At 71.3% G+C, this 18,972-nt stretch carries 18 protein-coding genes and 1 riboswitch; of the genes, 9 read left to right on the top strand and 9 right to left on the bottom strand.

Annotated elements, in window-relative coordinates; all coding sequences use genetic code 11:
* The 4 genes from JD276_RS16190 to JD276_RS12150 form a co-directional block, all read right to left on the bottom strand.
* Positions 1 to 1,467, bottom strand: a 1,467-nt coding sequence (locus JD276_RS16190; protein ID WP_200115925.1) for an MmgE/PrpD family protein, incomplete at its 3' end; no start/stop codon positions are given.
* A complete protein-coding gene (locus JD276_RS12160) occupies positions 1,460 to 2,275 on the bottom strand; it encodes a cyclase family protein (RefSeq protein ID WP_200115924.1) in 816 nt (271 codons plus the stop codon). The genes JD276_RS16190 and JD276_RS12160, both read right to left, overlap by 8 nt.
* Positions 2,272 to 3,492 carry a CaiB/BaiF CoA transferase family protein gene (locus JD276_RS12155; protein WP_200115923.1) on the bottom strand — a complete coding sequence of 407 codons (1,221 nt, stop codon included), beginning with the start codon at positions 3,490 to 3,492 and terminating at the stop codon, positions 2,272 to 2,274. Before JD276_RS12155 ends, JD276_RS12160 begins: the two co-directional genes overlap by 4 nt.
* Positions 3,489 to 4,304, bottom strand: coding sequence for an IclR family transcriptional regulator (locus tag JD276_RS12150; RefSeq protein ID WP_200115922.1), 816 nt, complete (start codon positions 4,302 to 4,304; stop codon positions 3,489 to 3,491). Before JD276_RS12150 ends, JD276_RS12155 begins: the two co-directional genes overlap by 4 nt.
* Positions 4,305 to 4,591: 287 nt before the next feature.
* Between JD276_RS12150 and JD276_RS12145 the strand changes: the two genes are divergently transcribed.
* From JD276_RS12145 to JD276_RS12105, 9 genes are read left to right on the top strand one after another with little or no spacing between them, the layout of a single operon-like run.
* On the top strand, positions 4,592 to 5,710 hold the full coding sequence (locus JD276_RS12145) for an ABC transporter substrate-binding protein (RefSeq protein WP_200115921.1): 1,119 nt from the start codon (positions 4,592 to 4,594) through the stop codon (positions 5,708 to 5,710).
* Positions 5,711 to 5,743: 33 nt separating this feature from the next.
* Complete coding sequence (locus tag JD276_RS12140; RefSeq protein WP_200115920.1) at positions 5,744 to 6,526, top strand: ABC transporter ATP-binding protein; 783 nt, start codon at positions 5,744 to 5,746, stop codon at positions 6,524 to 6,526.
* A 17-nt stretch (positions 6,527 to 6,543) separates the two neighbouring features.
* Positions 6,544 to 7,392 (top strand): ABC transporter permease, encoded by an 849-nt coding sequence (locus JD276_RS12135; protein ID WP_200115919.1) that lies wholly within the window; start codon positions 6,544 to 6,546, stop codon positions 7,390 to 7,392.
* Entirely contained in the window at positions 7,382 to 8,665 is a 1,284-nt protein-coding gene (locus JD276_RS12130; protein ID WP_200115918.1) for an aspartate aminotransferase family protein, read from the top strand. Before JD276_RS12135 ends, JD276_RS12130 begins: the two co-directional genes overlap by 11 nt.
* A gap of 38 nt (positions 8,666 to 8,703) precedes the next feature.
* The gene (locus JD276_RS12125) at positions 8,704 to 10,179 is read left to right on the top strand and encodes an aldehyde dehydrogenase family protein (RefSeq protein ID WP_200115917.1); all 1,476 of its coding nucleotides are present in this window, start codon (positions 8,704 to 8,706) and stop codon (positions 10,177 to 10,179) included.
* The gene (locus tag JD276_RS12120; protein WP_200115916.1) at positions 10,180 to 10,914 is read left to right on the top strand and encodes a maleate cis-trans isomerase family protein; all 735 of its coding nucleotides are present in this window, start codon (positions 10,180 to 10,182) and stop codon (positions 10,912 to 10,914) included.
* Positions 10,911 to 12,095: an FAD-dependent oxidoreductase gene (locus JD276_RS12115; RefSeq protein WP_200115915.1), complete on the top strand. Its 1,185-nt coding sequence runs from the start codon at positions 10,911 to 10,913 to the stop codon at positions 12,093 to 12,095. The genes JD276_RS12120 and JD276_RS12115 overlap by 4 nt, the downstream gene beginning before the upstream one ends.
* 5 nt (positions 12,096 to 12,100) lie before the next feature.
* Positions 12,101 to 12,892 (top strand): aspartate/glutamate racemase family protein, encoded by a 792-nt coding sequence (locus tag JD276_RS12110; protein ID WP_200115914.1) that lies wholly within the window; start codon positions 12,101 to 12,103, stop codon positions 12,890 to 12,892.
* 5 nt (positions 12,893 to 12,897) lie between these two features.
* The gene (locus JD276_RS12105; RefSeq protein ID WP_200115913.1) at positions 12,898 to 13,749 is read left to right on the top strand and encodes an HpcH/HpaI aldolase/citrate lyase family protein; all 852 of its coding nucleotides are present in this window, start codon (positions 12,898 to 12,900) and stop codon (positions 13,747 to 13,749) included.
* 16 nt (positions 13,750 to 13,765) lie between these two features.
* On the opposite strand, the gene JD276_RS12100 is transcribed toward JD276_RS12105, so the two are convergent.
* The 5 genes from JD276_RS12100 to JD276_RS12080 form a co-directional block, all read right to left on the bottom strand.
* Entirely contained in the window at positions 13,766 to 15,319 is a 1,554-nt protein-coding gene (locus tag JD276_RS12100; RefSeq protein WP_200115912.1) for a bifunctional hydroxymethylpyrimidine kinase/phosphomethylpyrimidine kinase, read from the bottom strand.
* Positions 15,316 to 16,149, bottom strand: a complete 834-nt coding sequence (gene thiE / locus JD276_RS12095; RefSeq protein WP_307866558.1) for a thiamine phosphate synthase — start codon at positions 16,147 to 16,149, stop codon at positions 15,316 to 15,318. The genes JD276_RS12100 and thiE overlap by 4 nt, the downstream gene beginning before the upstream one ends.
* Positions 16,146 to 16,916: a hydroxyethylthiazole kinase gene (thiM, locus tag JD276_RS12090; protein WP_200115929.1), complete on the bottom strand. Its 771-nt coding sequence runs from the start codon at positions 16,914 to 16,916 to the stop codon at positions 16,146 to 16,148. The genes thiE and thiM overlap by 4 nt, the downstream gene beginning before the upstream one ends.
* A 170-nt stretch (positions 16,917 to 17,086) precedes the next feature.
* Positions 17,087 to 17,187: riboswitch (TPP riboswitch) on the bottom strand.
* A 108-nt stretch (positions 17,188 to 17,295) separates the two neighbouring features.
* On the bottom strand, positions 17,296 to 18,303 hold the full coding sequence (locus tag JD276_RS12085) for a tRNA uridine(34) hydroxylase (RefSeq protein WP_200115911.1): 1,008 nt from the start codon (positions 18,301 to 18,303) through the stop codon (positions 17,296 to 17,298).
* A 67-nt stretch (positions 18,304 to 18,370) separates the two neighbouring features.
* A complete protein-coding gene (locus JD276_RS12080; protein WP_307866556.1) occupies positions 18,371 to 18,841 on the bottom strand; it encodes an aminoacyl-tRNA deacylase in 471 nt (156 codons plus the stop codon).
* Between the last annotated feature and the right edge of the window lie 131 nt (positions 18,842 to 18,972).

Raw genomic sequence — 18,972 nt, 5'->3', positions numbered from 1 at the left:
CTTTCCACGGCTTACGCTGTGGGTCTGGGGGGGCGGGGGCCCGGGGGGCCCGCGCGCCCCCCCCACGTCGAGGGCCTCGCCGACATCGTCGAGGTGCTCGAAGCGGGCCAGGACGTCGCGCATCCGCTCGATCGACTCGGGGCCCAGCACGCGCTCCGCGTTGTCGCGGAACTTTGCCCCGAGCTCCTCGAAGGTGAGGGGGCGCCCGGGGCCGCCCCGATTGACGAGCACCCGCTCGACGAGCTCGCGGCCGTCGACGGTGCGCACGCGCAGGATGCCGGGGAACTGATGAGGGAAGATCGCGTCGCACTCGGCGTCGGCGACGACGCTGACGGCCGACATGACCGTGCGCAGCTCGGGATCCGCGGCGCGCTCGTCGGTGAAGTCGTCGAGACCGAGCCCGAGTCCGCCGCCCCCGCTCAGCGCGGCGGCGATGACGAACGGCGCGCTGAACTGGGCCATGTAGCCGGTTTGCGGCGCACGTTTGACCTCGATGGGCTCGCCGACGGTGCGGACGGTGGCGGCTGCGACGCCGAGCTCGATGCGCTCGACCTCCTCCGATCGCAGTCCGCCTGCGCGGAGCGCGAGGGCGGCATCGATCGCCGCGTGGGTGAAGTGGTTCGCGGGGTAGGGCTTGAAGAAGATGTCGGGGACTGCCCACTCCTCGCCGAGACCGCGGGTGATCTCGGCGGGATCGAAGTTGCCGTGGAGCCAGGCCTGGAAGAAGCCGAAGCGCCCCTCGAGCACGGTCGGCGGGCCGGTGAAGCCGAGCGCGACCAGCTGCGCCGCGGAGACGGCGGAGTGCGCGGCCCAGCCGCAGTGCATCCGCTTGACGGTGCCCCCCGTGCGGTTCGACTCGATGATGCCGGAGGCCATCGAGGCCGCGACCCCGAGCGCGTTCGAGATGCCGTCCTCGTCGAGGCCGGAGAGCATGCCGACGGCGACGGCGGAACCCATCGCCCCCGCGATCGAGGTCGCGTGCTGGCCGTGCTCGAAGAAGGTCGAGTTGCCCGCCTGCCGGTCGTAGCCGGCCATGCCGATGCGCACGCACACCTCGATGCCGACGGCGATGGCGGCCATCGTCTGCGCGCCGGTCGCGCGGTTCGCCTCCGCTGCGGCCAGCGCCGCGGGCACCACCGAGGCGCTGGGGTGCAGCACCGAGGGGAGGTGGGTGTCGTCGTAGTCGAGCGAGTGGGCGAGCACGCCGTTGACGAATGCGGCGCTCGTGGCGGGAACCCGTTCCCGCAGGCCGAAGGCGGTGGCCTGGGCGGCTCCGCCCTGCGTCTCCGCCCAGCGCATCGCCGCGCGGCTCGTCGGCAGGGGCGTCGCCGCAAGGCAGATGCCGAGGATGTCGAGGATGCGCCCGCGGACGCTCTCCACCACATCGCTCGGAAGCGTCTCGAAGGTCGTCTCCGCTGCGAACCGCGCGAGCCGCTGGGAGAGGGTGGGGGTCTGCGGCTCACTCACCGGAGACCACCGCCAGAGGGCGCACGGGCGAGCCGGTCGCGCCGAAGATGTTGAGGGGCACCAGCACGAGCGTGAACTCGTGCACCCGCGCCGCCGAGATCTCCTCGAGGTTCATGGCCTCGATGATGTAGATGCCATGCTCCACCAGGAAGATGCGGTGCACGGGCAGCAGGCCGTGGCCGGCTCCCGGCCGCAGGCACTCGAACGCGATCGAGTCCGCGCCCGCGGCGTGGATTCCCTGCGCCGCGAGCCACTCGCCGACCTCCTCGCCGATGCCGGGCACCCCCGTGGCGCCGCCGACGAAGGCCTGACCCTCCTCGAACCTGGCTCCCCATCCCGAGCGAATGAGCACGACGTCGCCTCGTCGGATCTCCGTGCCCTGCGCCTCGAGCGTCGCCCGGAAGTCTTCGAGCGTGATCTCATAGCCGCCGTCCAGAGTGGTGACGCCCCGGTGGGCGGCGACGTCGACGAGCACCCCGCGCCGGATCATCGGCTCGATCGTGTGCACGCCGTGCTCGACGTACTTGCCGCCGAGGCACGCGTCTCCGGCGTCGCTGCCCCCGTAGAGCTTGCCGTCCTGGCTGACGTGGGCGAGCGCGTCGATGTGCGTGCCCACGTGCGTGCCGGTCGTGATCATGTCGTTGGCCGCGCTGCCGCCGTCGGATCGGACCATGTCGCCGTGGCGACGGGGGAGCACGTGCCAGAACTGCGGGTGGTTCGGCGACTGGGGCATGCCCACACGGAACTGGCGGGCGAGGTCGTAGGTCGTCACGCCTCGGGTGAGCGCGTCGAGGAGCTGATCGGTCACTTGATCGCACCGCTTTCTCTGAGGGCCTGGATCTGTTCGTCTGAATATCCGACTTCGTGCAGCACGTCGTCGGTGTCGGCGCCGTGCGCGCGGCCGGTGAAGCGGATGGCGCCGGGCGACTTCGACATGCGCCACATCACGTTGTGCTGCAGCAGCGGCCCGAGGTCGGGGTCGTCGACCTCGGTGAGCATCTCCGTCTGGCGGATGTGCGGGTCGTTCACGACGTCGGATGCGTCGTAGACCGGGGCGATCGCGGCACCGGCGTCGGTGAAGGCCGAGACGACCTCGTCGAGGCTGCGCGCGCCGATCCAGTCTCCGACGTAGGCATCGAGCTCTTCGACGTGCCGCACGCGGCCCGCGCCGCTCGCGAACCAGGGCTCGTCGATGACCTCGGGGTGACCGACCAGCCGCATGACGCGCTCCGCGATGCTCTGCGCGCTCGTGGAGATCGCCAGCCACTTGCCGTCTGCGGTGAGATAGGTGTTGCGGGGAGCGTTGTTGACCGAGCGATTGCCGTTTCGGTGTCCGATGATCCCGAGCTGCTGGTAGACGGTGGGCGACGGGCCGACGGCGGTGAGGATCGGCTCGAGGATGCTCATGTCGACGACCTGACCCTCGCCCGTCCGATCGCGGTGCCGCAGCGCCATCAGCGCGGCCGAGGACGCGGCGATGCCGCAGATGCTGTCGGCCAGGCCGAAGGCGGGCAGCGAGGGAGGGGCGTCGGCGGGGCCGGTGAGGTGCGCGAAGCCGCTCATCGACTCCGCGAGCGTGCCGAAGCCTGCGCGGCTCGAGTAGGGCCCGGTCTGACCGAAGCCAGTGATGCGCACGATGACGAGGCCCGGGTTGATGCCCTGCAGGATCTCCGGGGCGAGCCCCCAGCGCTCCAGAGTTCCCGGGCGGAAGTTCTCGACGAGGACGTCGGCGTCCGCGATGAGCCGCTTCAGGATCTCGGCGCCGGCGTCGGTGCCGAGGTTGAGCGCGACGTCGCGCTTGTTCCGGGAGATCTCCTTCCACCAGAGCGGGTGGCCGTCCTTCTGGTGGCCGTGGCCGCGCAGCCCGTCGGGCTTGACCGGGTGCTCGATCTTGATCACGTCGGCGCCGAAGTCTCCGAGCAGCTGGCAGCAGATCGGCCCGGCGATGATCGTCGAGGCGTCGATGACCGTGAGGCCTTCGAGCGGCATCGGGGCGTTCGCGCCCGGCGGAGGGTGGGATGTCATGGAAGCCTCCCGGCGGGTGGATGGGCGTGGGAAGAGTCGTCGGGGTGGTAGCCGAGCTCTGTCGAGATCTCGTGGGCGTGCTCGAGCAGCACCCCTGACATGCTCTCCAGCACCTCGACGGAGAGCCGGTCGATGGGGCCGCAGATGGAGATGGAGCCGACGACCTCGTCGTCGAGGTCGAAGATGGGCGCTGCGACTGAGCCGGCACCGACCTGGCGCTCCCCCTGCGATACCGCGTATCCGACCTCGCGGATGCGCTCGCAGTCCGCGCGGAGCGCGTCCGCGTCGAGGATCGTGTGCGAAGTGATGCGAGGCAGCACCGTGTGCAGGAGGTGCTCGCGGCGATCCTCGGACAGGTAGGCCAGGATCACGCGCCCCGAGGAGCCCGCGTTGAGAGGGAAGAGGCGGCCGAGCTCGACCGCCATCTTGATCTCGCGCAGGCTCTCGATCTGGTCGAGGTAGACGCGCTGCTCGCCGACGAGGCTCGAGAGCGTGACGGTCTCGTTCGTGGCCGCATGGAGTCGCTCGAGCACCGGCCGCGCGACCCGGCGGAGGTCGGACGAACGCATCCCGGCTGCGCCGAAGGCGGCCGCGGCTGGACCGAGGGTGTACTCGCGGGTGCCGCGGTTCTGCGTGAGGAAGCTCTGGGCCGTCAGGGCCTGCAGCATGCGGTGCACGACGGCCTTCGACAAACCGAGCTCGCGGGAAATCTCGGAGACGCCCCAGGCCCGCTTGCCTGAGATGAAGAGGAGCAGGAGCGAGGTCACCCGCGTCGCCGACTCCGTTCCGCTGGACTTCTGGTTCTCTGCCACCTGTGTCTCTCCTCTCCGGTTCATCGTGTTCGACACTCTATCATCTGTTCCGCTAGGCGGATCGATTTGCGAGGCTGCTTGTCGTTTACTCAACCACACAATTTCATTGAAACCAAGGGGATGTTAAGTTTACATTTCGTGCGTTGACGAATGCCAGTGCGAGTGGCAGGATTGGAAATGTGATCTTAGTTCCGCTGAGCGGAACGGTACCGCTCGCGATTCGAGCGTGTGGGCCGCGGGGTCGCAGAAGGCAAGTCGAGTCGCAATGATGCGCTCGAAGAGAGGTCATGATGAAGAAATCGAAGCTACTGAAGCTCGCTGCCGCGGCGACCGCGGTTCTCCTCGCCGCGGGCTGCGCGTCGAACGGCGGACCGGACGACGAGGGCGGCGGCGAGGGTGGCGGGCCCACGACCGTGACGGTCGCGTTCGCGCGCAACACGGTCACCGCGGGCGAGGAGACCTTCACCTACGCGGTTCCCAAGAAGCTCGGCTTCTTCGAGGAGGAGGGGCTCGAGGTCGACATGGTCACCTCGGACGGCTCGACCGCCGCGATCCAGGCGCTCGCGAGCGGAAGCGCCGACGTCGCCTACGCCTCCTCGGCGAACATCCTCGCCGCGATCGAGCAGGGCGTCCCGGTCAAGGCGTTCGCAGCGCTCACCGTGCACTGGCCCTACTACATCGGCGTGCCGTCTGGCAGCGACATCTCGTCGATCGAGGATCTGAAGGGCAAGCGCGTCGGCGTCATCAGCCTGGCCTCGGCCTCCTACTCCGACCTCAAGGCGAACCTCGCCATCGCCGGTCTCAGCGAGGACGACGTGGAGATCATCCCGGTCGGCTCGGGCACCTCGGCGGCCGCGGCGCTGCAGAACGGCGAGATCGACGCGGTCGACTCGTTCACCGATTCCTTCACCGTGATGGGCAACAGCGGGGTGGAGCTCGAGCTCCTCGACCGCCCGGCCGAGCTCGAAGAGCTGTTCAGCGTCACGATGGCGACTACCGATCAGATGCTCGAGGAGCACCCCGACGAGCTGGCGGGCTTCGTGCGCGCCGCCTACAAGGGCATCGTCTACTCGCAGGTGAACCAGGAGGAGGCCCTCGCCCTGAGCTTCGAGGAGTTCTCGGTGCTCCCGGGTGCGAGCGACCCCGAGGGCGAGGAGGCGCAGCAGACCCTCGAGGCCATGCAGATCGCGCTCCTCGATTCGCTCCCCACCGATCCCGCCGAGGATCCCGAGGAGTGGGGCGACTGGCTCCTGCTCGACGACGAGCGGTGGCAGGCCGTCATCGACTACGCGCTGATGACGGATCAGATCACGACCGAGTTCGAGGTCGACGAGGTCTGGGACGGTTCCCTGTCGGATCAGTACCTCGACTTCGATCGCACCGCTGTCGCGAACACCGGAAAGTAACGCAGGACGGGGGCCGACGAAATGGCAACACCGATGAACACCGGAGACCCGCTGATCGAGGTGCGCGGGCTGACCAAGACCTACCGTCCGCGTCGTTCGACGCCGACCGTGGCGCTGGACGACGTGGACCTCACGGTCGGTCAGGGCGAGTTCATCGCGCTCGTCGGCCCCTCGGGCTGCGGCAAGACGACGCTGCTGAAGATCCTGGCGGGCCTGATCCCCGCCTACGACGGGGAGGTGACGCTGGGCGGCAGGCCGGTCTCCGGCCCGAGCTCGGAGGTCGGCGTCGTCTTCCAGCAGCCGACGCTGCTGCCCTGGCGCACGATCCTCGAGAACATCATGATCCCCATCGAGGTGCAGGGGCTGGATCGGAAGGCCGGGCTCGAGCGGGCTCGCGAGCTGATGTCCACCGTCGGCCTCGACGGCTTCGCCGACAAGTACCCCAAGGAGCTCTCGGGGGGCATGCAGCAGCGCGCGGGCATCTGCCGCGCGCTCGTGCACGACCCCAAGGTCCTGCTCATGGACGAGCCATTCGGGGCGCTCGACGCCATGACGCGCGAGTTCATGAACGAGGAGCTGCAGCGAATCTGGCTCGCCAGCGGCAAGACGGTGGTCTTCGTGACGCACTCGATCCCCGAAGCGGCCTTCCTCGCCGACCGGGTCGTGGTGATGACCCCGCGACCGGGGCGCATCGCGGAGATCGTGGGCGTCGACATCCCGCGCCCGCGCAGCCTCGCCGACATGGCCACCGAGACGGCCGGCGACAGGCTCGAGCGCATCCGCGTTCACTTCAACAACAGCTCGATGGTCGACTGAGAACAGGAGAGACGCTGATGACGGAAACAGTCCCGGTCGCGGTCGTCGAGGCCGACGCGCTGTCGAAGAGAACGCAGGGCGGGTTCGGAGCCCTGCTTGCCAGGAAGCCCGAACTGTACCTCGTGCCGATCACGTTCGTGATCATCATGGCCCTGTGGGAGGGAGCGGTGCGCCTCCTCGAGGTGCCCGAGTTCATCCTCCCCGGGCCCTTCACGATCTGGGGGTCCCTGACCGGCCTCTTCGGCCAGGACACGTTCTGGAGCAACCTGTGGGTGACCGGCAGCGAGGTGCTGCTCGGCTACGCCTTCGGCGTCGTGATCGCCCTCGTGCTCGGAACGCTCATCTCCCAGGTCAAGGTGCTCGAGCGCTCGCTCATGCCCTACGTCGTCGCCTTCCAGACGATCCCGAGCGTGGCGCTCGCCCCGCTGTTCGTCATCTGGTTCGGCTTCGGCGAGCTCTCGAAGGTCGTGATGGCCGCGATCATCTCCTTCTTCCCCATACTCGTGAACGTCATCGCGGGGCTGAAGGCCTCCGACCCCGATCAGCTGCAGATGATGCGGTCGTTCGGCGCCCACGCGGGGCAGGTGTTCTGGAAGGTGAAGATCCGCAACTCGCTGCCCTACGTGTTCACCGGCCTGAAGATCGGCACGCTGTTCGCCCTGGTGGGTGCGATCGTCGGCGAGTTCGTGGGCGCGAAGAAGGGTCTCGGCTACCTGATCCTGCAGTACAACTACCAGTTCAACATCGCCGGCATGTTCTCGGTGCTGATCGTGCTCGCGATCATCGGCATGGCCCTGCACGGCATCATCGGCTTCATCGAGCGCCGCGTCGTGTTCTGGACCGGAGAGGACAGCCATGCGGCTTGAGACGACGACCCGCGGTTTCACGGGTTCCCTCGCCTACCGCGAACGGGCGCGGCAGGTGCTCGCCAGGGGGGTCTCCTCCTCGCCGCGAGCGTCGCAGCTGCCCGTCGCGATCGTGCAGGCGTCCGCGTCCGGTTGCCGCGTCACCGACGTCGACGGCAACGAGTACCTCGACTACGCGCTGGGCTACGGGCCGCTGCTGCTCGGGCACAGCCCCCGGCCCGTGATCGACGCCGTGCGCGCCGAGCTCGAGCGGGGTCTGCGCACGGGCGGCGTGACGAGCGGCGAGGCGGAGCTCGCCGAACGCGTCGCCGCGTGCCTGCCGAGCGCCGAGGTGACGACGTTCCTCAGCTCGGGCACCGAGGCCGTGCAACTCGCGCTGCGCATCGCCCGCTCGCACACCGGCAGGCACCGCGTCGTGAAGTTCCGCGGCCACTACCACGGCTGGTCCGACGGCATGCACGTCTCGAACGCGCCGGGAAGCGACGCGCTCACGACCGACGGACAGGATCCGCTGGCCGTCCGCAACGTGATCTCGCTCGACTGGGGCGACCTCGATGGCCTGCACGCGGTGCTCGACGACACGGTCGCGGCGGTGATCACCGAGGCCGCAGCGGTCAACGCCGGCTGCTTCGAGCCAGACCCCGGGTTCCTCGAGGGGCTGCGCGAGGCGACGGAGCGCCACGGATCGCTGCTCGTCTTCGACGAGGTCATCACCGGGTTCCGCCTCGGGCTCGCCGGTGCGCAGGGCCGCTACGGCGTGACCCCCGACCTCACGGTGCTCGGCAAAGTGCTCGGCGGTGGCCTGCCGATCAGCGCCGTCACCGGCAGCGCGAGGGCGATGGAGCCGGTCTCGTCGGGCCGGGTGCTGCACCGCGGCACCTACAACGGCAACCCAGTCTCGGTCGCGGCGGGCAACGCCTGCCTGCGCTACCTCTCCGAGCGCGCCGACGAGCTCTATCCGGACATGGAGCGGCGGGGCGAACGCCTCACGGACGGGATCCGCGAGGCGGCGGCGAGGGCCTCGGCGCCGCTCGCGGTGAACCGCGTCGGCACCTGCCTCCAGTTCTTCGTCTCGGATCGACCGCTGGAGCGGCTCTCCGATCTCGTCGGGCTCGACAAGGACGCCACGCTCGCCTTCTCGGAGCTTCTCGTGGAGCGCGGCGTCATGACGCTGCCCCGCGGGCTCATGTACCTCTCCGTGGAGCACACCGACGCCGATATCGACACCACCATCGGCGCATTCGAATCAGCGCTCGGCGCATTCGCGGGATGACCCGTGGATCGCAGGGCGGACAGCAAGGAGTAGCGAACATGACACTGGATCCCCGTCATCGGCTGACCCCCACGACCGACCCCGAGATGACGATCGGCGGCGACGCCGTGCGCGGCGGCGGGCCCGTCATCGAGGTGTTCAACCCCGCCACCGGCGCACCGCTCGCGGAGGTTCCCTCGGCCTCGGCCGAGCAGGTCGACCGCGCGGTGACGGCGGCCGCTGCGGCCTTCCCCGCCTGGAGCTCCGCACCGCGCGAAGAGCGCTCGCGCCTGATCCACCGCTTCTGCGACCTCGTCGAGGCGAACGCCGACCGGCTGATCTCGACGATCATCGCCGAGGTCGGCACCCCCGTCACCCTCGCCGAGACGCTGCAGATCCGCTTCCCCGTCGATCAGATGCGCTGGTACGCGGATCTGATTCTGCAGGACGACGCCGTGGACCTCGGCGAGACCGACTACGGGGTGCGCCGGCGATCCGTCGTCTACAAGCGACCCGTCGGCGTGGTCGCCGCGATCTCCGCCTACAACTACCCGCTGCACCTCGGGCTCTGGAAGGTCGGCGCCGCGCTCGCCGCCGGCTGCACCGTCGTGCTGATGCCGTCGCCGCGCACGCCGCTCTCGGTGCTCGCGGTGGGCCGGCTCGCCCGTGAGGCGGGCCTCCCCGACGGCGTGCTGAACGTGATCGTCGGCGGCCCCGAGACGGGGCAGGCGCTGACCGAGCATCCGCGCGTCGACAAGATCTCCTTCACCGGCTCCGACACCGTCGGGCAGAGCATCATCTCCCAGTCGGCGGCGGGCATCAAGCGCGTCACTCTCGAGCTCGGGGGCAAGTCGCCCGCCATCATCCTGCCCGGTGCGGATCTCGGCGTCGCGGCGAACCAGGTGCACCGCCGCTACACCCGCAACGCCGGCCAGGGGTGCGCGTCGCCCACCCGGCTGCTCGTCCACCGCGACGCGATCGACGAGTTCGTGGCCGCCACCGAGCAGGTCTTCGCCGACCTCGTCGTCGGAGACCCGTGGGACCGCGCCACCGATGTCGGTCCCGTGATCCGGCCCGAGCACCGCGCCCGCATCGAGGGGATGGTCTCCGACGCCGTCGGACGGGGCGCGCGCATCGCCGTCGGCGGCGGGCGGCCCGACTTCACCGAGGGCTGGTGGGTGAACCCGCACATGATCGCCGGGGTCGACAACGCGGACCCGATCGCGCAGAATGAGATCTTCGGCCCGGTCTCGGTGATGCTCCCGTACTCCGACGTCGAGGAGGCGATCGCCATCGCGAACGACTCCCGCTTCGGCCTCAACGGTTACCTCTACGGAGATCCGGCCCTCGCAGCCGAGGTGGCCCCGCGCCTGCGCGTCGGCACCGTCGCGATGAACGAGGCGAGCGGCCTGCGGCCCGACGCCCCGTTCGGCGGTTTCGGCTACAGCGGCATCGGCCGGGAAGGCGGGATCTGGGGCATCTCCGCCTTCCAGGAAGTCCAGCACATCCAGTACCCGATCGCGAAGGGCGAGTAAATGTCGAAGTTGCACCACCGCGGCGGAGTGATCGTTCCCCCCGCCAACCCCACCGTCGAGCCCGAGTTCCGCGAGCTCATCTCTCCCGAGCTGGCGATGCACACGACCCGCTTCCCGGTGTTCACCGGGTGGGATCAGCAGCAGCGCAACCAGGGCTACCTCGACGTGCTGCCGGAGTCGGTGGCCGATTTCGGCAGCCTCGCGCTCGACTCGGTCTTCATCGCGTGCACGGGCTCGCACTACCTGCTCTCGCCGCAGGAGGACGTGGCGCTCTGCGCCGATCTGGGCGAGCAGCTCGGCACCGCCGTGCGCTCGGCCACGCTCACGATCACCGACGCGCTGACCGCCCTCGGGGCGACGCGGATCGTCGTGGCCTCGCCGTACGAGACGTGGCTCACCGAGCTGTCGCACCGATACTGGGAGGCCGCCGGCTTCGAGGTCGGCGACGTGGTGCGGGTGCGGGCGCAGACCGGCTACAACCCGTACGACGTCACGGAGGAGGCGCTCGCCGAGCAGGTCGAGGCGGCGGGCGTCGCCGACGACGCCGTGATCCTCTTCACGGGCACGGGCATGCCCACGATCGGCGCGATGACGCGCCTCTCCGCCGGCACCGAGCGCAGGGTCCTCTCCTCGAACCTGTGCGGCGCGCGCTGGCTGCAGCGCGACCTTCCCGCCGGCGCGTCCCATCCGCTCCTCGCGCGGCTCGCGGCGCAGACCGCCGAGGTCGCGGCATGAGCGAGCACCGCGGGGTCCTGGTCGTCGGAGCCGGCCCGGTCGGCCTGTTCGGGGCGCTCCGCCTCGCGCAGCAGGGCGTCGACGTGCTGGTGGTCGAGGCCGGATCCGAACTCGGCACCACCTCGAAGGCATCCACCTTCCACCCCTCCACGCTCGACCTGCTCGACGAGGCCGGGGCCGCCGAGGAGCTGCTGCCGCTGGGGGTGGTGGTCGACGAGATCCAGTGGCGCGACCTCGCGGGAGACATCCTCGCGAGCGTGCCGTTCTCGGTGCTCGAGGGCCGCACCGGCTTCCCCTACCGCCTGCACGCCGAGCAGACGCTGCTCACGCCGATCCTGCTGCGCAAGCTCCGCGAGCTGAACCCCGACTCGGTGCGCTTCTCGTCGAGGTGCGTGAGCGTCGAGCAGGGCGACGGGAGCGTCACCGCCACCATCGCGGGGTTCGACGGCGCCACCACCGTGACGAGCGGCTTCCTGCTCGCGGCCGACGGCGCGCACAGCGAGATCCGCAAGCAGCTCGGGATCGGCTTCCCGGGCGCCTCCTACGAGTCGCGCGCGCTCCGCGTCGTCACGAAGGAGGATCTGCGGGAGCATCTGTCGAACCTCACGGGGATCGCCTACGTCCGCGACGAGCGGCAGTCCTGCAGCCTGCTCCACATGCGCGATCACTGGCGCTTCATCTTCCGGGTCGCCGGCAAGCAGAGCGACGCAGAGGTGCTGGATCCCGAGGCGGTCCGCGAGTTGATCGACGCGGTGGCCCCGGGCGTGAGCATCGACTTCTCCGAGGTCTACAGCAATCGTGCGCACATCGCCGAGCGCTACGTCTCGGGTCGCGTCGCGCTCGCCGGCGACGCCGCTCACGTCACGACCACCGCGGGCGGTATGAACATGAACTGCGGGCTGCACGACGCCTACGCGTTCGCGCGCGCGATGGCCGAGGTGCTCGGCGGAGCCCCGCTCTCCGCGCTGGAGGAGACGGGCGCGGCGCGGCGCGGCGTCGTCAAGGACGTGATCATCCCGCGCACCGAGTCGCGCGCCGCCGGATCCGACGGTGACGCCGACGCGCTCGCGAGGGCCGTGGCTTCGACGAGGGAGCTCGCAGCAGATCCCGAACGCGCGTTCCGGTTCCTCTACGAGGCCTCGATGTTCGATACGGCGCCGAGCCTGCGAGGGGAGAGGTAGGCATCATGCGGATCTGGTTCCAGAAGCACACCGTCGAGGGGCGCATGCCGCTGCTCGACCAGTGGTACGAGGAGCACCTGCGGCGGATCGCCAGGCCGGGCACCGTCGTCGACGTGCACACGCTGCCGGGCGAGGCCTATCCCAAGACGATTCCCGAGGGCGTCGTGCGCTACGGCGCAGTCGAGATCTTCTTCAGCCAGTTCTTCGCCCGGCAGGCGTTCGAGGCCGAGCGCCAGGGCTACGACGCCTTCGTGATCGGCACGTCGCAGGATCCGGGCCTCCGCGAGGCTCGCGCCCTCGCCGGGATCCCAGTGCTCGGCTACGGGGAGACCTCGTTCCACGTCGCAGCGATGACCGGGCACGACTTCGCCATCGTCGGCTTCATCCCCGAACTGGCGGAGCCGCTCGCCGAGAACGTCGCCGCTGCCGGCCTGCAGCACCGCTTCCGCGGCTTCAGCTACATCGAGGACGGGGCGACGATCGTGCCGAACGCACTCCAGGGGGACATCGCGCCCTTCCTCGCGGCCTTCGAGACGGCGGCCAGGCGGGCCATCGCCGACGGGGCCCAGCTCATCATCCCCGGCGAGGGCCTCCCCAACGAGATCCTCATCTCGGAGGGCGTCACCGAGATCGACGGCGTGCCGATCCTCGACTCCGACGGCCTCATCGTGAAGATGGCCGAGAGCCTCGTCGACATGGACCGGATGGGCATCCTCTCGCGCTCCACGGCCGGCTACTGGATGCGCCGGCCCGATGCGGCCTACCTGGACCACCTCGCCGGGGTGTTCTGGAAGTGATCGGGATGCGCAGCCTGCTCTACGTGCCCGGCGACCGGCCAGACCGACTCGCGAAGGCCTGGGAGCGCGGCTCCGACGGCCTGATCGTCGACCTCGAGGACGCGGTCGCCCCCGCCCGCAAGGCCGAGGCGCGCGCGACCGTCGGCGAGTGGCTCGCCGGGCAGGGCGCCTCGCGCTCGCAGCGCGAGCTGCGAGACCGGGTGTGGCTGCGCATCACCGCGGAGAACCCCGGGGCCGACATCGCGGCGATCAGCGCGTCCATCGGTGCGGTGATGGTGCCGAAGGCCGAGCCCGACACGGTGGCCCGGGTCGCGGCGCTGCTCGACGGACACGAGGCCGCGGCGGGTCTCGAGGCCGGATCCATCTCGCTCGTGCCGCTCATCGAGACCGCTCGCGGGCTGCTGGACGCCCCGCGGCTCGCGGCGATGCGGCGCGTGCGAACGCTGGCGATCGGCCGCGCCGATCTCGCGGGCGACCTCGGCTTCCGGGGGGACCTCGACGGTGCGGAGTTCCGCGGTCTCATGCTGCAGCTCGTCGTGGCATGCGCCGCGGCGGGCATCGCCGCCCCGGTCGCGCCGACTTCCACCGACTTCCGGGATCTCGACGCGTTGAGGGAGTCGACGGCGCGGCTGCTCGCACTCGGGTTCCGGGGGCGCACCGCGATCCACCCCGCCCAGGTGCCCGTCATCAACGAGGTGTTCTCGCCCTCCGAGGAAGAGGTGGTGCGTGCGCGACGGCTCGTGGAGGAGTTCGAACGATCGGTGCGCGAGGGCAGCGGCGTGTTCGTCGACGAGGGGCGCATGGTCGACGCCGCCGTGATTCGCGGGGCGCGCGAGGTGCTGAACCGCGCCGGGTGAGGCGGTCGGCGCGCGTCTACGCGTCGGCGGCGGTCTGCCCGAAGAACTCGCGCTCCCACACCGCCGCGGCCTCGAACGCCCGCCGCATGCGCTCCCGGGTCGCCGGGGTCGCTTGGGCCGCGGCGCGGGTGACGAAGCCGATGGCCGTCTCGGTGTCCTCGGCGAACACGGGGTCGTCGTAGGTGGCGAGCCACTCCGCGTAGGGGTGGTCGGCGGATCGCGCGAACTCCCCGAAGGCGCCGCCCGTGAGGCGCGCGCCGAGATCCGCGTACATCCAGAAGCAGGGGAGCGTCGCCGCCGCGGCCTCCTCGTAGCCGCGCGTGCTCGCGGCGAGCAGGTGGTTGATGTAGCCCGTGGTCGTGGCCGAGGGCTCCGCATCGCGGGTCCCGGCGGCACCGGGCCCCGCCTCGAGCCTCGCCCGATGGAGCTCGAGCTCGCCGATGATCGCGCCCTGCGCGCACTTCGCCCAGAACGCCTGCTCCTCGGCCGACGGCGCGAGCGCCGACACCCGGGCGAGCACCCGCGCGTAGGCGCCGAGGTACAGCGCGTCCTGCGCGACGTAGTCGAGGAACTGCTCCCGGGGCAGCGTGCCGTCGGCGAGGCCGCGGATGAAGCGGAGATCGTCCGTCTCCCGGCGCACCCCGGCGATGCGCACCCACCAGTCCTCGCGGATCGCCTCCGCCGTGGGCGCCGTCGGTCCCGGGGGCGCCGTCGGGGCGGCGGCCGGCGCCCCCGGTGCCGCGGGCGCGGTGTCGAGCCCGCCTCTCGTCCAGAGGCCGGAGAAGTGGTGGAGGGGGCCGTGCCCGGATCCGACGTCGAGCCGGTCCGACGCGGCCAGGCTCTCGCGCAGCCACGCCTTCGCCTCGGCGGTCGCGCCTCCCCAGTCCGCCCCGTTCCGAGCCGCCCGCGTCGCGATGGCGGCGGAGAGCGAGCAGCCCGTGCCGTGCGTGTTCGAGGTCGGGATCCGCGCGCCCGGGAAGTCGAGAACCTCGCCGCTCGGCGAGACGAGGGCGTCGGGGGTCTGGTCGCCCGGCAGGTGCCCGCCCTTCGCGAGCACGCGCACGTCGGCCTCCGCGGCGACGAGGCGCGCCTGCCCCAGCGCCTCCTCCCAGCACCCTGCGGGATCCCGCCCCGCCACGATCGCGAGTTCTGGCAGGTTCGGGGTGATGAGATCGGCGAGCGGGATCAGCCGGCGCAGCGCATCCGTCGCGTCCGCATCGAGCAGCCGGTCGCCGCTCGTCGCGATCATCACCGGGTCGAGCACCGTCACGGGCGGCCGCACCCGCCGCAGCCACTCGCCGACCGCCTCGATCACCTCCGCGCTCGCGAGCATCCCGATCTTCACGGCATCGATGCGCACGTCGTCGGAGACGGCGTCGAGCTGCGCGGTGAGGAAGGCGGTCGGGGGCACGTGCACCTCGCGCACCCCGCGGGTGTTCTGCGCCACGAGCGCTGTGACCGCGGCCATGCCGTAGCCGCCGTTGGCCGCGATCGACTTGAGATCGGCCTGGATCCCGGCCCCGCCCGTGGGGTCGGTGCCGGCGATCGAGAGAACGTTGACGACGGTCACCGCGGCGCCCCTTCCGCGCCGCCGAACCCGGGGCTGGGGAGAGCGCCCTCCTCGGCGCCGTTCCGTGCGTCTCGGCTCCGCGTGGCCCGGCTCGGCGTGGCCCGGCTCGGCATGGCCCGGCTCCACGCGGCGGCGAACCGCCGGGCCGCGGCAGCGGGGTCGGGCGCGGCGCAGAGCGCGGAGACGAGGGCGACCCCTGCGGCCCCGCCCTGTCGGAGCTCGGGGAGATCCTCGATCCGCACGCCCCCGATCGCGACGCAGGGCAGCGGTGACGCCGCGGCGAAGCGGGCGAAGCCGTCGACGCCGAGCGCCGGCGGGTGGTCGGGCTTGGTAGCGGTCGGGCGGATCACGCCCACGCCGAGGTAGTCCACGGTTCCGCTCGGCAGCCGCAGCACCGCGTCGAGGTGCTCGGGGGCGTTCGCCGTGAGGCCCAGGATGGCGTCATCGCCGAGCTCCGCGCGGGCGGTGCCGACCTGCTCGTCGCCCTGGCCGAGATGCACGCCGTCGACGGGCAGGCCGCGATCCCGAGCCGCGACCGCGACGTCGAGACGGTCGTTGACGACGAATCGCGCCCGGCCCTCGATCGCGACGGCGAGCTCCTCGACCTGCCGCAGCTGCTCGTCGAGGCTCGCATGCTTCTCGCGGAGCTGCACCATCGCGACCCCGCCCTCCACCGCGAGGCGCACCGTCTCGGCCACGCCGCGCGCGCCGCACAGCGCGCGGTCGGTCACGAGGTAGACCGAGGGATCGAGGAGCGCCGCGGTCCCGGCCGGTACTGGGCTGCCGGCCGGTGCCCCGGCGCGGGAGCGGCTCGGGATCGCGGCGCTCACGAGGCCGTCTCGATCCGCGCTGCGGCGGCGGCCTCGTCCGGCGTCACGTTCGCGAGCGCGTCGAGGAAGTGCGCGGCGAAGGATCCCGGACCCTCCGCGCGGGAGGCGGCGTGCTCGGCCGCGACGCCGTAGACCGCGTGCGCCGCGACGACCGCCTCGAGCGCGCTGCGCTCGCCGCGCACGGCGAGGAACGCGGCGATGACGGCGCCCAGCGCGCAGCCGCCGCCCGTCACTCGCGTGAGCAGCTCGTGACCGTTGGCGACGCGAACCACGACGGAGCCGTCCGTGATCAGGTCCTCGGGACCCGAGACCGCCACCACGCTGCCGAATCGACGGGCCAGGGACAGCGCCGCCGGGGCCGCCGAGTCGGGGCTGTCGGCGCTGTCGACGCCGCGCCCGCCCGATCCCGCGCCGGCGAGGGCGAGGATCTCCGAGGCGTTGCCGCGGATCGCCGTCGGCCGGGCCTGCGCCACCTCGTGCGCGAGCTCGGTGCGGATCGGCAGCGAGCCGATCGCCACCGGGTCGAGCACCCACGGGGTCCCCGAGGCGGTCGCGCCGGCGACCGCCTCGCGGATCGCCCCGCGCTGCTCGGGCGTGGGCGTGCCGAGGTTGATGAGCATGCCGCCGGCGACCGCCGCGAACAGACCCGCCTCGCCGACGATGTCGACCATCGCGGGCGCCGCGCCGAGGGCGAGCAGGGCGTTCGCCGTGAAGTTCGGCACCACGTTGTTGGTGATGCTGTGCGTCAGGGGGCTCTCCCGGCGCACGGCCGCGAGGAGGGCGCCGGTTCTCCCGCGGAGACCGGGCGCATCGGCGAGACCGCCCGTGACCGGCGGCGCTGCGGCCGGCGGTGGGGTGCTGGGAGGTGCGGCTGCGGCTGCGGCGCCTGGTGCGGTCGTTGCAGCGGTGCCGGTGGTGCGGGCAGGGTCGGAAAGAGGATCGCTCACTGCGACATCCCTTCGCTAGTACGAACTAGATCAGGTTCGACGGGTGTGTTCTCAGCCGCTGCTGCGCGCAGCGGCACCCCGTGTCACTGGAAGCGAGTGTAGCGCGATCCATCAGCCGCGTGCGTCGGAGATGCCGGCTATGTCGGAGCGAAAGGGGGCGGATCCGGCGCAAGCGGAATCTCCGAGGCACGGCGATGCTCTACGGGCGGGCGGTGCGCTCCGCGTCCGAGCCGCTGTGTTCTCGACCCGCCGAGCCGCTGCGCTTCGCGTCCGCCGAGTCGTGATGCTCCCGGCACGGGGCGCCCACGTGCTCCGCACACGCCGCGAACCGGGAGCGGCACGACGCCTCCGCGCAGTTCGAGAGCCGGTTCGACGGCGTCCCGCAGACCGCGCACGCGCCGATCACCGCTGCGCCCGGCGCGAAGTCGACGGTCTCGCGCCCGTCGAACACCGCGAGCGACCCCTCCCAGAGGCCGTCGTTGCCGAAGGCCTCGCCGTAGCGCACGATCCCGCCGTCGATCTGGTAGACCTCCTCGAAACCGCGTCTGCGCATGGCGGCCGAGAGGATCTCGCAGCGGATCCCGCCCGTGCAGTAGGTGACGACGGGCCGGTCCTTCAGCTCGTCGAAGGCGCCCTCCTCGATCTGCGCGATGAAGTCGTGCGTGGTCTGCACGTCGGGCACGACCGCGCCGCGGAACCGCCCGATCTCGGCCTCCCACGCATTGCGCCCGTCGAAGAACACGACCTCCTCTCCGCGCTCGGCGACCAACTCGTTCACTGCTTTCGGCGAGAGGTGCTCGCCGCCGCCGACGACGCCGTTCTCGTCGACCTCGGTCTCGTCGGGGATCCCGAACGCCACCAGCTCGTCGCGCACCTTCACGCTGAGCTTCGGGAAATCGGCGATGCGCCGCCACGGCGCGCGGCGGTCGACACCGCGGAGCGGCTCGGGCGTCTCGGGATCGAAGCCGGTGCCGTCGCTCCACTTGGCTTCGAGCTCGGCGAACGACCCGTACTCGCGCGTGCGCCGCAGGTACCGCTTGCAGGCGTCGAGCTCGCCGCCGACGGTGCCGTTGATGCCGTGCCTGGAGACGATGATGCGCCCGCGCAGACCCAGGGATTCGCAGAGCTCCCGCTGCCACAGCCGCACCGACTCCGGGTCGGCGACGGGCGCGAACGCGTAGTAGAGGAGGATCTTGGGCTCGGTCACCCGTCAATCGTACGCACCCCGCTGACGGGCGACCGGGCCGAGGGGGCGAGGGGTGAGGAGCGAGGCGCTACTCGGGCGCCGAGATGTCGGCGACCGTCGCGTCGTATGCGCGGATCAGGTCGTCGGCGTCGACGAACAGGCTGGAGCCGTGCGCGCCCGCGCCCATCGCCACGCGGCGTCCCACGATCGTCTCGTCCGCGAACACCGGCCACGCGGTCGTGCTGCCGAGGGGCGTGATCGTGCCGCGCTCGTACCCGGTCGCCGCGAGCGCCAGCTCCGCCTCGGGCAGGCGCAGCTTGTTCACACCCACGACGGCGCGGAGCTTCGGCCACGATATCGACCGCCCTCCGGGGATGAGCGCGAACAGGTAGGTGTCGTCCGAGCGCTTCACGACGAGGGTCTTCACGATGTCGGCGGGCTCGATGCCGAGCACCGCCGCGGCCTCGGCGAGGGATCGCGCCTGCGGTCGCTCGACGATCTCGATGTCGAGCCCGCGCTCGACCGCGGCGTCCCGGATCCTGCTGTGCGTTTCGGGCACGTTCCCCTCCCGTCGATCGATGCGGTGAGGCCCATCCTGCCAGAGGAGGGCGAGGGCGGTGTCGGTCGCCGAGCCGCGCTCGCCGCCGCGGGTGCGCGGCCTGCTCCGCCCATCCGCTCACACACCGCTTC

The organism is Leucobacter chromiisoli (genome assembly GCF_016522505.1).
GTDB classification, from domain to species: domain Bacteria; phylum Actinomycetota; class Actinomycetes; order Actinomycetales; family Microbacteriaceae; genus Leucobacter; species Leucobacter chromiisoli.
This window is presented reverse-complemented; position numbering and strand designations above follow the sequence as displayed.